Genomic DNA, 14,797 nt, shown 5'->3' with positions numbered 1-14,797 from the left:
GTAGGCCACATGGGAACACAGGTCAATGAGTCATCCTCGGGCATCTCGCTGGCCGACCAGGCCTACATCCTGATCCGCGACCGCCTGGTCATGTTGGAGATCCAGCCGGGCGAGCCGATCAACGAGGACCGGCTCAGCACAGAACTCGACATGGGCCGCACGCCGATCCGCGAGGCGTTGAAGCGCCTGGAGCGGGATCGCATGGTCGTCGCCTACCCCCGGCGCGGCACGTTCGCTACCGACGTGCACATCGCGGACCTGGCGCACATCTCGCAGGTGCGGCGCACCCTGGAGCCGCTGGCCGCCTCCTCGGCCGCCGAGCGGGCCACCCCCGCCGACCGCGCCGAGCTCACCGAGCTGCGGTCCCGCCTGGAGGACGACCGCGGGCACGACAACGCCGCCCTGCTGCGCACCGACGTCAGTGTGCACCGAGCGATCTACCGATGCGTGTACAACCCCTTCCTGGAGGACACGCTGATCTCCTACGACAACCTCGCCACCAGGATCTGGTGCGTCTTCATCCCCCGGCTCTCCGAGGTCGCCGGCCACGTGGACGAGCACATCCCGCTGCTGACCGCCGTCATCGAGGGCGACGCCGACAAGGCCGCGGAGCTCGCGCTGGAACACGTCGCCGGATTCGAGCGCGCCATCCGCGCCCTCATCTGAGCACCCGCCCGTTCGCTCCTTGCCTCGCGCCGGGTGTGATGGCGGCCCTGGAGTGTGCCGGTATCGCCTCCCGTCACCCGCTCGAACGCGCGGAGCGGTTGGCCGAAGGTCGCCGCCGGTGATTCGGTGGATGGTTCCGCGCACCTCGGGGTGGCTTCTGGGTCTTGCAAGCCGCGGCTGATGAACTCCAAGGATCGCACCGGAGTCATAGAACGACTCTGGGCGCTTCCGAACATGTCATTGAACAGCCTGACCTGGTGGTCTCTTCCAGGCATACAGACGCGAGCTTCGGGGTCACTCACGTTGTAGAGGTCGAGAAGCTCGTCGAGGATCCTCGCCCGCTGCGGGACGGAAGACCGATACGGCCTCATGGTGCGCGCTGACGCGGTAACGCCGGCAGTACGACTCGTGACACAGGTAGGATCCGCCGCGCGAACTGCGACGAGTCCCGTCCTCGGGACCACGCGGGAACACCGGAGTGACCGATGAGGGCAGGGCCGCTGTCCGACGACGGCGCCCCGGCCTCCGTTCGACGACGATGGCCCGGCTCAGCCCACCGAGTGTTGGTGGGCCTCCAACCGCACCACGACCGCCTTCGACACCGGGGTGTTGGACCGGTCCGCCACAGATCCGAGCGGTACCAGCGGGTTCGCCTCAGGGTAGTAGGCGGCGGCGCACCCGCGGGCCGTCGGGTAGGATACGATCCGGAACCGTTTGGCGTGACGCTCCTCCAGGCCGCCGTGCGGATCGGTCCACTCCGAGACCAGGTCGACCAGGTCCCCGTCGGTGAAGCCGAGCTCGGCGATGTCGGCGTCGTTGACCATCACCACGCGGCGCGCGTCCTCGATGCCGCGGTAGCGGTCGGACAGGCCGTAGATCGTGGTGTTGTACTGGTCGTGGCTGCGCAGTGTCTGCAGCAGCAGCCTGCCGGCGGGGACCTCGATCGGTTCCGGGACGTTGACCGTGAACTCGGCCCGCCCGGTCGCGGTCGGAAAGGTCCGGGAGTCGCGGGGCGGGTGCGGCATGACGAACCCGTCCGGCTCGCGCACCCGCCGGTTGTAGTCCGCGCAGCCCGGCACGACCCCCGCGATGCGGTCGCGGATGCGGTCGTAGTCGCGCTCGAACTCCTCCCATTGCACCGGATGGTTCTCGCCCAGCAGACTGCGGGCGAGCCGGCAGACGATCGCGACCTCGGACAGCAGATGCCCGCTCGCCGGGCGGAGCCTGCCCCGGGAGGCGTGCACCACCGACATCGAGTCCTCGACGGTGACGAACTGCTCCCCCGACTCCTGGACGTCCCGCTCGGTGCGGCCGAGTGTGGGCAGGATCAGCGCGGTGTCGCCCGGCACGACGTGCGACCGGTTGAGCTTCGTCGACACGTGCACCGTCAGCGCGCAGCCGCGCAGTGCCTGCTCGGTGGCCTCGGTGTCCGGTGTGGCGGAGGCGAAGTTCCCGCCCATGGCGATCAGCGCCCTGACGCGCCCGTCGTGCATGCCGTGCAGCACCTCGACGGTGTCCATACCGTGTTCGTGCGGCACCGTGACCCCGAACTCGCGCTCCAGCGCGCCCAGGAACGACTCGGGCATCTTCTCGAAGATGCCCATGGTGCGGTCGCCCTGCACGTTGGAGTGCCCGCGCACCGGGCACAGCCCGGACCCCGGCCTGCCGATCATCCCCCGCAGCAGCATCAGGTTGACGACCTCCTTGATGGTCGCCACCCCCTGCTTCTGCTGGGTCAGGCCCATCGCCCAGCACACCACGGTGCGCTCGGAGTCGATCAGCATGCGCGCGATCCGCTCGATCTGCTCTCTGTCGAGCCCGGTCGCGCGTTCGGTCGCAGCCCAGTCGACGCGCCGTACCTGGTCGGCGAACTCCGCGAACCCGTGCGTATGGGACTCGATGAACGCCTGGTCCAGCACCGTGCCCGGCGCCTCGTCGTCGGCGAGCACCAACAGCCCGGTCAGGGCACGGAGCAGCGCGAGATCACCGCCGATCCGGATCTGCGCGAACTCGTCCGCCAACGCGGTGCCCCGACCCACGATCCCGCTCGGCTTCTGCGGGTTCCTGAACCGGAGCAGCCCGGCCTCCGGCAGCGGGTTGACCGCCACGATCCGGCCGCCGCGGCGCTTGACCTTCTCCAGCGACGCCAGCATGCGCGGGTGGTTGGTGCCCGGGTTCTGCCCGAGGACCAGGACCAGGTCCGCGTGCTCGACGTCGGACAGGGAGACCGAACCGGTACCGATCCCGATGGTCTCCGTCAGCGCCACCCCTGACGACTCGTGGCACATGTTGGAGCAGTCGGGGAGATTGTTGGTGCCGAAGCACCGCACCAGCAGCTGGTAGGCGAACGCCGCCTCGTTGCTGGTGCGGCCCGAGGTGTAGAACGCCGCCTCGTCGGGGGAGCCGAGCGAGGACAGGCTCTCGGCGATGGCCTCGAACGCCGCGTCCCAGCCGATCGGCCGGTAGTGGCTCTCCCCGCGGCGCAGGATCATCGGCCGGGTCAGCCGGCCCTGCCGGCCGAGCCAGTGCTCGGTGCGCTCGGCCAGCTCGGCGACCGAGTACCGGGCGAAGAAGTCCGGACCGATCCGGCGGGTGGTCGCCTCCTCCGCGACCGCCTTCGCCCCGTTCTCGCAGAACTCGGCGGGTTTGCGCCGCTCACCCTCGTCTTCGCGCGGATCCGGCCACGCGCAGCCGGGGCAGTCGAATCCGGCCCGCTGGTTGATCAGCGGCAGCGTCCGCACGGTTCGCCCCAGGCCCATGTGTTCCCGGCTGCGCTGGAGCGAGACCAGGACCCCGGTGAGCCCCGCCGCGGCACGGCCGGGCTCACCGACGCGCAGCGCGTCCTCGTCGATGTCACCGTCGGGAGCGCGCTCGTCCATGTGTCACCCCTTGCCTTCGGTCGTCGCGGCGCGTGTCGCGTTCGGCGGCTTCGCGCCGTTGCCGTTGCCGTTCGGCTCCGTCCAGCCCTCCTCGATCAGGCTCTGCGAGATCTGTCCGGTGAAGTCGTCCCCGTCGAGAAGCTGCTGGGAGACCTGTTCGGTGAACTCGTCGCCCTCCAGCAGGTCCTGCGAGACCTGTTCGGCGAGCTTCTCGCGCTCCAGCTTGCGCTGGAGCCGGATCTGGCGGTGGCGCTCCTCGGCGAATTGCTTCCACGTCGCCACGCACATCACCAGCATGACGACGCTGAACGGCAACGCGATGAGGATGGCGCCGACCTGGAGGGCGCTCAGGCCGCCCGCGAGCAGCAGCGCGATGGCGACCAGTCCCTCGGCCGTGGCCCAGAACACCCGGCTCCACACCGGCGTCTCGGGGTTGCCCCCCGAGGCCAGCATGTCGACCACGAGCGAACCGGAGTCCGACGAGGTCACGAAGAACAGCACGATGAGGACGACCCCGCCCGCGACCAGCAGGGTTCCTCCCGGCAGGTCGCCGAGCAGCGTGAAGAGCGCGGACTCGGTGTCCACGGACCCGTCCGCCGCCACACCGCCCCCCGCACCGAACAACTCGCGGTACAGGGCGCTGCCGCCGAACACGGTGAGCCACAGGAACGTGACCGCGGTCGGCACCAGCAGGACGCCGGTGACGAACTCGCGCACCGTACGGCCGCGCGAGATCCGCGCGATGAACACGCCGACGAACGGCGCCCAGGACATCCACCAGCCCCAGTAGAAGGTCGTCCACCAGCCTTGCCACTGGGCGCCCTCGGCGCCTTCCAGCGCGCTGGTGTCGAAGCTCAACTGCAGCAGGTTCTGGAAGTACAGCCCGATCGACTGCACGAACTCCCGGAAGATGAACAGCGTCGGCCCCGTGAAGAGCACGATGAGCAGCAGCACGGTGGCGAGACCCATGTTGATCTGGGACAGCCACTTGATCCCGCGCTTGACGCCGGTGGTCACCGAGAAGACGGCCAGCGCGGTGATCGCGCCGATCAGGATGATGTACGTCCAGTTGCCCGGGTCGGCGACGAGGCCGAGGAAGTCGAGCCCGGAGGCGATCTGCAGGACACCGAGGCCGAGCGAGGTGGCCACGCCGAACAGGGTGCCGACGACCGCGATGGTGTCGATCAGATCGCCGGCCCACCCCTTCACCCGCTCCTTGCCCAGCACCGGCTCCAGGGCCCAGCGGATCGACACCGGGCGGTTCTTGCGGTGGATCGCGTACGCGATGGCCAGGCCGACGACCACGTAGATCGCCCACGGATGCAGGCCCCAGTGCAGGAAGGTCTGTACCAGCGAGTGCTGGGCGAGCTCGTGCGGCGTGCCCTCGACGCTCGGTTTGGGGGCGGCGAAGTGGTTCAGCGGCTCCGCGACGCCCCAGAACACCAGGCCGATGCCCATCCCCGCGGCGAACAGCATCGAGAACCACGTGCTGAGCCGGAACTCGGGCTCCTCGTCGTCGGGTCCGAGCTTGATGTCGCCGAAGCGGCCGAGACCCACCCGGATCGAGAACACCACGAACGCGCACACGATCAGGATGTAGTACCACCCGAACGTGCCGATCACCGTGTCCTGAATGGTGGTGACCGCCGCGGACACGGTCTCGGTGAAGAGCACCGCGGCCGCCACGAACGCGGTCACCAGAATCACTGAGGGCCAGAAGACCCTGGGGGCAGTGATCATCTACTTGCCGCCATCCTTGTCAGGAGTGAGAGCGCTCTGCACCCACTCATGGAATTCGCCGATGTGGTGCTCGGAGGGAACGAGGACACCGCCATCGGCGTAGGCCCGCGACGACATCGCGGGCTGACAGCGCTCACAAGCGTCGAAGTCCTGCTGGTTGACCCGGTGGAACAGTTCGACGGAGCGCGAGACGTCACGGCCGGAGGCCACGACGTCCTTGCTGTACAGCCAGTCGCACTCCACGATCGTGCGGTCGGCGGACAGCGGGAACATCCGGTGCAGGATCACGTGGTCGGGCACCAGGTTGACGAAGACCTGCGGCCGGACGGTGATCGCGTAGTACTTGCGGTCCTGGTCGGACTCCACCTCGGCCAGCCGCTCGAAGCCCTCACCGCCGTCCACGGTGAACCCGGCGACGTCCTCACCGAAGGCCGCACCGTGCCCGACGAAGAACTGGGCGGCGTAGCCGTCGGCGAACTCGGGCAGCACCTCGGTGAGCTCGGGGTGGATGGTCGCGCAGTGGTAGCACTCCATGAAGTTCTCGATGATGAGCTTCCAGTTGGCCTTGACGTCGTAGGTGATACGGCGTCCCACTTCGAGCTCGTCGATCTCGTAGTTGTCGATGGCCTCCAGCGACCCCAGCCGTGCGGTGACGTCGGCCTGGACCGTGTCGGCGAACGAGGGCGGGTCCTGGGCCAGGCACAGCCACACGTAGCCGAGCCATTCCCGCAGGTGCACCGGCTTGAGGCCGTACTCGGTGCGGTCGATATCGGGCATCGAGGTCAGGTTGGGCGCGGCGACCAGCTTGCCGTCGAGCCCGTAGGTCCAGGCGTGGTACGGGCACTGGAAGTTCCGCTTGACGGAGCCCGACTCCTCCGTGCAGAGCCGGGCGCCCCGGTGTCGGCAGATGTTCAGGAAGGCGCGCGGCGAGCCGTCGCGGGACCGGGTGACGATCACGCTCTCGCGCCCGACCTGGACGGTGCGGAAGTCGCCGGGCTCGGCCAGGTCGGCGGAGCGGACCGCGCAGAACCACATCCGCTCGAAGATCCTCGCCTGTTCCAGAGCGAAGACCTGCGGGTCGGTGTAGGTGTAGCCGGGCAGGGTCGGGATCAGGCTCTCGGGGAGTTCGGAACCGCCGCCGGCCGGGGCGGTCACGAGGTTCTCGGTCATGCTGTCTCTCCGTATCCGTGCTGTGCGGGCTTCAGGGGCCGGTGGCCGTGGGCGTCGGAAGCGTCCCGGTCACGAGCGGATGCGGCTCATGTCGGGGTCGAAGAGCGGCTCGGCCGCCACCACCGCGGCGACGCGCTCACCGAAGTACTCGATCTCGACCCGGGCGCCGGGCCGGGAGACGGACGCGGGCAGCCACGCGTAGGCGATGTTCTTGCCGATGGTGTAGCCGCGCGCGGCGCTGGTGACGTAGCCGACCGGCACGCCGTCGGCGAAGACCGGCTCGGCCCCCATGACGACCTGGTAGGGGTCGTCGATGGTCAGGCACGTGAGCCTGCGCGTGACGGTGTCCGCCGAGCGGTCCTTCAGGGCGTTCTTGCCGTGGAAGTAGCCCTTGTTCATCCGCACCGCGAAGCCGACTCCGGCCTCGTACGGGTCGTGTTCGGTGGTCATGTCCGAACCCCAGGCCCGGTAGCCCTTCTCCAGCCGCATGCTGGTGAAGGCGCTGCGCCCGGCGGCGATCACCCCGTGTTCCCGTCCGGCCTCCCACAGGGTGTCCCACAGGCGTTGTCCCAGATCGGCGGTGGTGTAGAGCTCCCATCCCAGTTCGCCGACGTAGGACAGGCGCATGGCGGTCACCGGGACGTCGCCGACGAAGGCCTGCTTGGCCTTGAAGTAGCCCAGCGCCTCGTGGGAGAAGTCCGCACGGGTCAGCGGCTGCAGGAGGTCCCGCGCGAGGGGGCCCCACAGGCCGATACAGCAGGTGCCCGCGGTGATGTCGCGCAGTTGGACGGTGCCGCTCCGGGGCAGGTGCCGGGTGAGCCAGTCGAGGTCGATCGGACCGTTGGCACCGACCTGGAAGCGGTCCTCGGCGAGCCGCGCCACGGTGAGGTCGCTGCGGATCCCGCCGTCCTCGTCGAGCATGAGCGTGTAGACGACCGTGCCGACCTTGCGGTCGAGCCGGTTGGAGGTCATCGACTGCAGGAAGGTGAGCGCCTCGGGTCCGCTGACCTCGATGCGCTTCAGGGGCGTCATGTCGAACATCGCCACCCGCTTGCGCGCCACCAGCGCCTCGGCGCCGGCGATCGGCGACCAGTACCGCGAAGCCCACGCATTGCGCCCGGGAATCTCCGCGACCTCGGGCAAGTCCGCGTTGGCCTCGTACCAGTGCGGCCGCTCCCAGCCGGACGCCTCCAGGAACACCGCGCCGAGCTCGACCTGCCGCTCGTGGAACGGGCTGGTCCGCAGCGGACGCGGGTGCTCGGCGGGCTGCAGCGGGTGCAGCACGTCGTAGACCTCGTCGAATGCCTGGCAGCTCCGCAGGTGGACGTACTCCGGACCCCGCTGGACCTCCTCGAACCGGTTCAGGTCACAGGTGTGCAGGTCGATGCCGGGCTGCCCGTCGACCAGCCACTCGGCCATCGCCCTGGCCACGCCCGCGGAGTGTGTGATCCACACCGCCTCGGCGACCCAGAACCCCTTGAGGTCGGGGTGCTCGCCGAGCAGCGGGTTGCCGTCCGGGGTGAAGGAGAACAGCCCGTTGATCCCCTCCTCGACCTCGGCGTCGGCCAGGCACGGCAGCAGGTCGACGGAGTCCTTCCAGGACTGGTCGAAGTCCTCGGGGGTGAACGGCATCTCCGACGGCATGGTCGGGGCGACACCGGGGTCGAGGATGTCGTCGGCGGAGATCGGCATCGGGCGGTGCTCGTAGGCGCCGATGCCGATGCGGTCGACGTGTTCGCGGAAGTAGAGGCCGGCCTCCTGGTGCCGCAGCAGCGGCTTGGTCATCTCGCGCAGCTCGTCGTTGACGCCCCGCAGGACCGGCAGCGGTGAGGTCTTGGCGTACTGGTGGGCCATCGGGACCAGGGGGATGTCGAGGTCGACCATGCGGCCGATCCGCGGTCCCCACATGCCGACACAGGAGACGACGATGTCGGCCGCGAAGGTGCCGTGCTCGGTGGCCACGGCCCGGACCCGTCCGCCGTGGCGCTCGATGCCGGTGACCTTGTGGTGCGCCAGGAAGCGCGCGCCGCGGTCCATCGCCCGCCGGGCCTGGGCCTCGCCCGCGCGCACCGGCTTGGCCAGGCCGTCGCTGGGGATGTGGAACCCGCCGAGGAGCTTGTCGGGGTCGAGCAGCGGGTGCAGTTCGGCGCACTCGCCGGGGTCGCGCAGGTAGCTCTCCACGCCCCACGACGTCGCCCAGCCGTGCCGGCGCTTCAGGTCCGCCCAGCGCTCGGGGGTGGTCGCCACTTCGAGGCCGCCGAGCTGCTGGAAACACCACTGGCCGTCGAGTGTGAGCGCCGTGTACTTGTCGACGGTGTACTTGGCGAACTCCGTCATGGTCTTGCACCCGGCGGTCTGGTACACCAGGCCGGGCGCGTGGGAGCTGGATCCGCCGGTGGCGAAGAGCGGCCCCTGTTCGAGCACGGTGACGTCGGTCCACCCGCGTGCGGTCAGCTCATCGGCCAGCGCACAGCCGACGATGCCCGCTCCGATGAGCACGACGCGTGGTTGAGACGGCATGGAAGTCCTCCTGATCGTGTGGCGGGGGCGTGTCGGAACCCCGCCGGGTCCGGTCGTCGACGTGCGGCGCTTCGGCGCCGACGGTCATGCGGTGGCTGTCGCGGACCGTCACAGGTTGGGGTAGAGCGGGTGCGCGGCGGCCAGGGCCCGAACGCGCGCGCTCAGGGCCTGGGCGTCGAACTCCGGCTTGAGGGCCTGGGCGATGACGTCGGAGACCTCGGTGAAGTCCTCCTCGCCGAACCCGCGTGTGGCCAGGGCCGGGGTGCCGATCCGCAGGCCCGAGGTGACCATCGGCGGTCGCGGGTCGCCCGGCACCGCGTTGCGGTTGACCGTGATCCCGACCGAGTGCAGGCGGTCCTCGGCCTCCTGGCCGTTGAGCGGCGAGTGCACCAGGTCCACCAGGACCAGGTGCACGTCCGTGCCGCCCGTGAGCACCTTCACGCCGGCCTCGCCCATGTCGGGCCGCATCAGGCGCTCGGCGAGCAGCTTGGCCCCGGCCACCGTGCGGCGCTGGCGCTCGGCGAAGGCCTCGCTCGCGGCGACCTTGAACGAGACGGCCTTGGCGGCGATGACGTGCTCCAGCGGGCCGCCCTGCATGCCCGGGAAGACCGCGGAGTTGATCTTCTTGCCCAGCGCGGCCTTGGACAGGATCATGCCGCCGCGCGGGCCGCCCAGGGTCTTGTGCGTGGTCGTGGTGACCACGTCGGCGAACGGCACCGGGTTGGGGTGCAGTCCGGCCGCGACCAGGCCCGCGAAGTGGGCCATGTCGACCATGAGCAGGGCGCCGGTCTCGTCGGCGATCTGGCGGAACCGCTCGAAGTCGAGCCGGCGCGGGTAGGCGGACCAGCCCGCGACGATCATCTTGGGCTGGTGCTCCTTGGCCAGCGCCGCGACCTCGTCGTAGTCGACGGTGCCGTCCTGCTCGCGTACGTGGTAGGCCACGGCGTTGAGGATCTTGCCGGAGTAGTTGATCCGCATGCCGTGCGTCAGGTGCCCGCCGTGGGCCAGGTCCAGGCCCAGGATGGTGTCGCCGGGCTTGAGCAGCGCGAAGTACACGGCGGTGTTGGCCTGGGCGCCCGAGTGCGGTTGGACGTTGGCGTGCTCGGCGCCGAAGAGTGCCTTGGCGCGGTCGATCGCCAGCTGTTCGACGACGTCGACGTGTTCGCAGCCGCCGTAGTAGCGGCGGCCGGGGTAGCCCTCGGCGTACTTGTTGGTCAGGACGGTGCCCTGGGCCTCCAGGACCGCCTGGGGGGCGAAGTTCTCGGAGGCGATCATTTCCAGGGTGTCGCGTTGGCGCGCCAGTTCGGCGTTCACCGCCGCCGACACCTCGGGGTCCAGTTCGCTCAGTGTCTGGTCGAGAACCGTGTCACCGGGTGCGGTGAAAGCCAACGGGCACTCCCTTCCGTTGCGTAATACGCAACGAAGTTCCGTGATGCACAACACGATTTCGACCACAGTGGAGGCTACTCGCGGGTCTGTCAAGAGGTTGATGGCGCAGTCTGTGGAGGTTGATCGCCAGTTAATCGGGAATTGATATATCAGGGCACCGCAACGGCGACCGGTGTACGGTCGCCGCCCCGGGGTCAGCGGCTGAGGTAGGCCATCCGGCCGGACAGGTCACGCGCCCCTCGGCGGAGTTCCTCCACGACCTCGGGCATGCGCTTCTTCGACAACCGGTAGGCCGGACCGGCGGCGCTGATCGCCGCGATCGCCTCCTGGCCGGTCGCGAACACCGGTACCGCGATCGAGTGCAGGCCCGGTTCCAGCTCCTCGAAGCAGGTGGCGTACCCGTCCTCGGCGGCCTTGCGGAGCACCTCGCGCAACTCCTCCGGGTCGGTGAGCGTGCGCGGTGTGTAGGAGACGAGCTCTCCGGTGAGGAGTTCGTCCAGGTCGTCGGGGGAGGCGAAGGCCAGCAGCGCCTTCCCGCTGGCCGTCGCGTGCGAGGGCGTGCGCTGGCCGATCCAGTTCTGCGCCGCCACGGCGGAGGTGCCCCGCGCCTGGCTGACGTTGATCGTGTCCGTCGAGTCGAGCACCGCGACGTTCACCGTCTCGCCGAGGCGCTCGGCCAGCTCCTCGCACACCGGGTTGCCGATCTGGACGATGTCGAGCTGGCCGGCGACGGCGCCGGTGAACCGCATCATGCCCATGCCGAGGCTGAACTTGCCTCGCTCGCCGTGCTGCTCCACGAGCCGTCGCGCCTTGAGGGTGTGGACCAGCCGTGACGCGGTGGACTTGTGCACGCCCAACTCGGCGGCGATCTCGGTGATGCCCACCTCGGCGCGCGCCAGGAGTTCCAGGATGGTGATCGCCCGGTCGACGGACTGGACCGGCGCCGGCTCGCGTTCTCCCGTGCCTTCGCTTTTGTTGTCCATAGCGCAACGATAACTGATAGACGCAACTTCTCGAAGAATCGCGCCGAACATGCCTTGACGGCGCGGTCGCCGCTTGCTCATCATTGAGTTGCGCATCAAACATGTTGTTCCACATAGCGCAACGGAGGCCGTGATGATCCCAGCGTGTGCCGTGGCGGACCTGTCCGAGGGCGAGGCGATCCGCATCCCGGGTGAGGTCCCGATCGCGGTCTTCAACGTCGGCGGCGAGATCTACGCCATCGACGACACGTGCAGCCACCAGGACGCCTCGCTCTCCGAGGGGTGGCTCGAAGGATGCTTCGTCGAGTGCCCGCTGCACGCGGCGAGCTTCGACCTCCGCACGGGAATGCCCACCGGTGCTCCGGCCAAGAAGCCGGTCCGAACCCACAGAGTCGTGATCAAGGACGGCGTGATCCACGTGGTCCCGCAGAACCAGGAGGCAGTGGTATGAGAACCGTAGCTGTGGTCGGAGCCTCCCTCGCGGGGCTGCGGGCGGTCGAGGAGCTCAGGGCGCAGGGATTCGACGGGCGCGTCGCGGTCGTCGGCGAGGAGCCGCACCGGCCGTACGACCGCCCGCCGCTGTCGAAGGCCTACCTCGCGGGCACCTGCTCGCCGGAGAGCCTGAGGCTGGCCGACGACGCCGACACGGACGAGCTGGCGGCGGAATGGCACCTCGGGGTCCGCGCCGACTCCCTCGACCCCGCCACACGGTCGGTTCGTCTGTCCAACGGCGAGGAGATCACCGCCGACGGGATCATCATCGCCACCGGCGGCCGGGCCCGCCCGCTCCTCGGCGCGGAGGGCCTGTCGGGGGTGCACACCGTACGGACGCTGGACGACGCGGCGGCACTGCGCGCCGACCTGGAGAACAGTACGGGGGGTGTGGTGGTGATCGGCGCCGGCTGGATCGGTGCCGAGGTCGCCTCGACCTGCCACACGCTCGGCCGGCAGGTGACCATCGTCGAGGCGGGCCTCACGCCGCTGGCGCGCGTCCTCGGTCCGACCATGGGCAGGATCTGCGCGGCGCTGCACAGCGACCACGGCGTGGCCCTGCGCACCGGAGTGGGCGTGCAGTCCCTGACCTCGACGGGCTTCGGCCCGTGGAAGCGCGTCACCGGCGTGGACCTCGCCGACGGCACGCACCTGCCCGCCGACGTGGTCGTGGTCGGGATCGGCATGCTGCCCAACACCGAGTGGCTCGCCGGATCCGGCGTCGCGGTCGACAACGGTGTGCTCTGCGACGCCGGCTGCGTCACCGCGTTCCCCTCCGTCGTCGCGGTGGGCGACGTCGCCCGGTACCAGGGCCCCGACGGGCCGGTCCGGCACGAACACTGGACCAACGCCTCCGAGCAGCCCGCCGTCGCCGTGCGCAACCTCCTGGCGGGCACGACGATCCAGGAGTACCGGCCGTCCGGCTACTTCTGGTCCCAGCAGTACGGCACCCGGCTGCAGGTCGCCGGGCACCCCGGGGACGCCGACGAGGTCGCCGTCGTCGACGGCTCACCGGACGACCGCGTGTTCGTCGCGGAGTACCGCCGCCAGGGACTCCCGGTGGGCGTGCTCGCGATGAACAACCCCAAGCTCTTCGGGCGCCTGCGCCGACAGCTGCGTGCCGCCGTGGCCATCTGAGCCGTCGCGCCGGCGCCGAGGACCCGGGCCTGGCCCGCGCGCGGCTCGATCGGACGTCGGGAACGGCCCGGGAACCATTCCTGGGCCATGCGTTCCCGGTCGCCGTCCTCTTCCCACAGATCCGTGTCCCTGGTCCGCTACCAGTTCTCGATGGCTGGTCCGACGTTCGGCGCGATGCCGATGGCGGCGACGATCACCAGGCCCAGGAGCACCGCCCCGTGCTCGCGGTGGGCGGCCAGTGCGAGCGGTGTTGGGATCACCCGCCGTAGGAGGCGGCGACCGCGGCGGCGCGGTCGCGTAGATAGGCGCGCAGCCACGGCGGGGTCAGGGCTTCGGCGTCCGCGGCGAGCTGCCACAGTGCCCATTGGGCGTGCCGCGCGTCCTGGAAGACCGCCTCCAGCCGGAGCCGTCCCTGTGGGGTCGTCTCCTCACCGCGGACGGTCAGCGCGGTGCCCACCAGTTCCCCCCTGCGCGCCGGGTCCACCTCCACCAGAACGGTGACCTGGTCGCCGCCGGTACGGAAGCGGGTACCGCGTTCCTGCCAGACCCGGTCCAGATCGACCCGGTCCGGCCGCTGCGCGGGTTCGGCGAGTTCCTCGGCGGCCAGCACCCGGGACAGGCGGTAGGTGCGGTCCGCGCCGGACCGGGTGGCGAGCAGATAACCCTGGCCGCGTACGGTGACCAGGCCGATCGGGTCCACCGTGCGCCACTGCGCCGCCTGGTCCGCGGCCGCGTAGTGGATGCGCAGCTTGTGCCCGGCGAACACCGCCCGCCGGACCTCGGCCACGACGGTGTCGGGCACCTCCTCGTCGACCACCCGCCGCGAGAGCAGGTCGGTCTCCGGGTCGATGAGCAATCGCCGGGCCGCGCCCGCCGCGGTGGCCCGGTCGCCTTCGGGCAGCGCGTCGACCACCTTGCGCATGGCCGAGGCCAGCGCCGAGCCCAGTCCGAACGCCTGCGCGCCGCGCCGCGATCCGGCGACCAGCAGGGCGAGCGCCTCGTCGTGGCTCAGCCCGGTGAGCTCGGTGCGAAAGCCCGGCAGCAGCGCGAAACCGCCGTGCCGACCCCGTTCGGCGTAGACCGGGACGCCGGCCGCGGACAGCGCCTCGATGTCGCGCAGCACGGTGCGGGTGGAGACCTCCAGCTCGCGGGCCAGTACGGTCGCGGACATGCGGCCGTGCTGTCGCAGCAGTAGCACCAGGGAGACCAGGCGATCGGCGCGCATGCGGGAACCCTACTCGAATACATGACACAAGATGTCGTGTTTGGTTGGCAGGCTTGCCCCATCGCCTACCAGAGGAGAACCACATGGCGCACACCATCCTCAACCCGGACGGCCTGCACGACCCGACCCCGTTCGGCTACAGCCACACCGCCGCCGTTCCCGCGGGCACGGAGCTGGTGCTCGTCGCGGGTCAGTACGGATCGGGGCCGGACGGCACGGTCGTCTCCGCCGACTTCGCCGAACAGGTGAAGCGGACCTTCCACAACCTCGGTATCGCCCTGGCCGCCCATGGGCTGGACCTCGGCCATGTCGTCCAGCTCAGGACCTATGTGGTGGACCACGACGTCAGCAAGCTCGGTCCCATCACCGGAGCCGTCCAGGAGGTCTGGGGTTCGCGACCGCCGACGCAGACCCTCCTCGGGGTCGCGAGCCTGGCCGCGCCCGACGTGCTGTTCGAGGTCGAGGCCGTCGCCGCCCGGCCCTGACCGCCGCCGCCCCGGGGCCGGGTGGCTCCGGTCCGGGGCGCGGTTCGGACCCGGGACGGCTCGGCAGCGGCCGGGAACCACGCCGGTTCCCGGCCCGTGGCCCCGTGCCGC

The 14,797-nt window shown here is 70.1% G+C and carries 12 protein-coding genes; 4 read left to right on the top strand and 8 right to left on the bottom strand.

The window, feature by feature from the left end:
- The first annotated feature begins 9 nt into the window (after positions 1-9).
- Complete coding sequence (locus tag DFP74_RS24595; protein WP_121185161.1) at positions 10-666, top strand: GntR family transcriptional regulator; 657 nt, start codon at positions 10-12, stop codon at positions 664-666.
- Positions 667-1,214: 548 nt separating this feature from the next.
- Here the strand turns inward: DFP74_RS24595 and DFP74_RS24585 are convergent.
- From DFP74_RS24585 to DFP74_RS24560, 6 genes are all read right to left on the bottom strand, one after another.
- A complete protein-coding gene (locus DFP74_RS24585) occupies positions 1,215-3,545 on the bottom strand; it encodes an FdhF/YdeP family oxidoreductase (RefSeq protein WP_121185159.1) in 2,331 nt (776 codons plus the stop codon).
- 3 nt (positions 3,546-3,548) lie between these two features.
- Positions 3,549-5,285, bottom strand: a complete 1,737-nt coding sequence (locus DFP74_RS24580; protein ID WP_121185157.1) for a BCCT family transporter — start codon at positions 5,283-5,285, stop codon at positions 3,549-3,551.
- Positions 5,286-6,455 (bottom strand): aromatic ring-hydroxylating dioxygenase subunit alpha, encoded by a 1,170-nt coding sequence (locus tag DFP74_RS24575; RefSeq protein ID WP_121185155.1) that lies wholly within the window; start codon positions 6,453-6,455, stop codon positions 5,286-5,288.
- 69 nt (positions 6,456-6,524) lie between these two features.
- On the bottom strand, positions 6,525-8,975 hold the full coding sequence (locus DFP74_RS24570; RefSeq protein ID WP_121185153.1) for an FAD-dependent oxidoreductase: 2,451 nt from the start codon (positions 8,973-8,975) through the stop codon (positions 6,525-6,527).
- A gap of 108 nt (positions 8,976-9,083) precedes the next feature.
- Positions 9,084-10,364 carry a serine hydroxymethyltransferase gene (glyA, locus tag DFP74_RS24565; protein WP_121185151.1) on the bottom strand — a complete coding sequence of 427 codons (1,281 nt, stop codon included), beginning with the start codon at positions 10,362-10,364 and terminating at the stop codon, positions 9,084-9,086.
- Between the two features lie 194 nt (positions 10,365-10,558).
- Entirely contained in the window at positions 10,559-11,347 is a 789-nt protein-coding gene (locus tag DFP74_RS24560; protein ID WP_121185149.1) for an IclR family transcriptional regulator, read from the bottom strand.
- Between the two features lie 133 nt (positions 11,348-11,480).
- On the opposite strand from DFP74_RS24560, the gene DFP74_RS24555 reads away from it, so the two are divergent.
- Complete coding sequence (locus tag DFP74_RS24555) at positions 11,481-11,798, top strand: bifunctional 3-phenylpropionate/cinnamic acid dioxygenase ferredoxin subunit (RefSeq protein ID WP_121185147.1); 318 nt, start codon at positions 11,481-11,483, stop codon at positions 11,796-11,798.
- A complete protein-coding gene (locus tag DFP74_RS24550; protein WP_121185144.1) occupies positions 11,795-12,976 on the top strand; it encodes an NAD(P)/FAD-dependent oxidoreductase in 1,182 nt (393 codons plus the stop codon). The genes DFP74_RS24555 and DFP74_RS24550 overlap by 4 nt, the downstream gene beginning before the upstream one ends.
- Positions 12,977-13,113: 137 nt before the next feature.
- Here DFP74_RS24550 and DFP74_RS34975 read toward each other — a convergent pair whose 3' ends face one another.
- Together DFP74_RS34975 and DFP74_RS24545 are read right to left on the bottom strand one after the other, a co-directional pair.
- Positions 13,114-13,236 (bottom strand): hypothetical protein, encoded by a 123-nt coding sequence (locus DFP74_RS34975; RefSeq protein WP_255499625.1) that lies wholly within the window; start codon positions 13,234-13,236, stop codon positions 13,114-13,116.
- The gene (locus DFP74_RS24545; RefSeq protein WP_121185142.1) at positions 13,233-14,201 is read right to left on the bottom strand and encodes a YafY family protein; all 969 of its coding nucleotides are present in this window, start codon (positions 14,199-14,201) and stop codon (positions 13,233-13,235) included. Before DFP74_RS24545 ends, DFP74_RS34975 begins: the two co-directional genes overlap by 4 nt.
- An 83-nt stretch (positions 14,202-14,284) precedes the next feature.
- Here DFP74_RS24545 and DFP74_RS24540 point away from each other — a divergent pair, with 83 nt between their 5' ends.
- A complete protein-coding gene (locus tag DFP74_RS24540; protein ID WP_121185140.1) occupies positions 14,285-14,686 on the top strand; it encodes a RidA family protein in 402 nt (133 codons plus the stop codon).
- The last annotated feature ends 111 nt before the right edge of the window (positions 14,687-14,797 follow it).

The sequence above is a fragment of the Nocardiopsis sp. Huas11 genome, from assembly GCF_003634495.1.
In the GTDB taxonomy this organism is placed as follows: domain Bacteria; phylum Actinomycetota; class Actinomycetes; order Streptosporangiales; family Streptosporangiaceae; genus Nocardiopsis.
The sequence above is the reverse complement of the archived record's forward strand: the minus strand, read 5'-3'. Positions and strand labels throughout refer to the sequence as shown.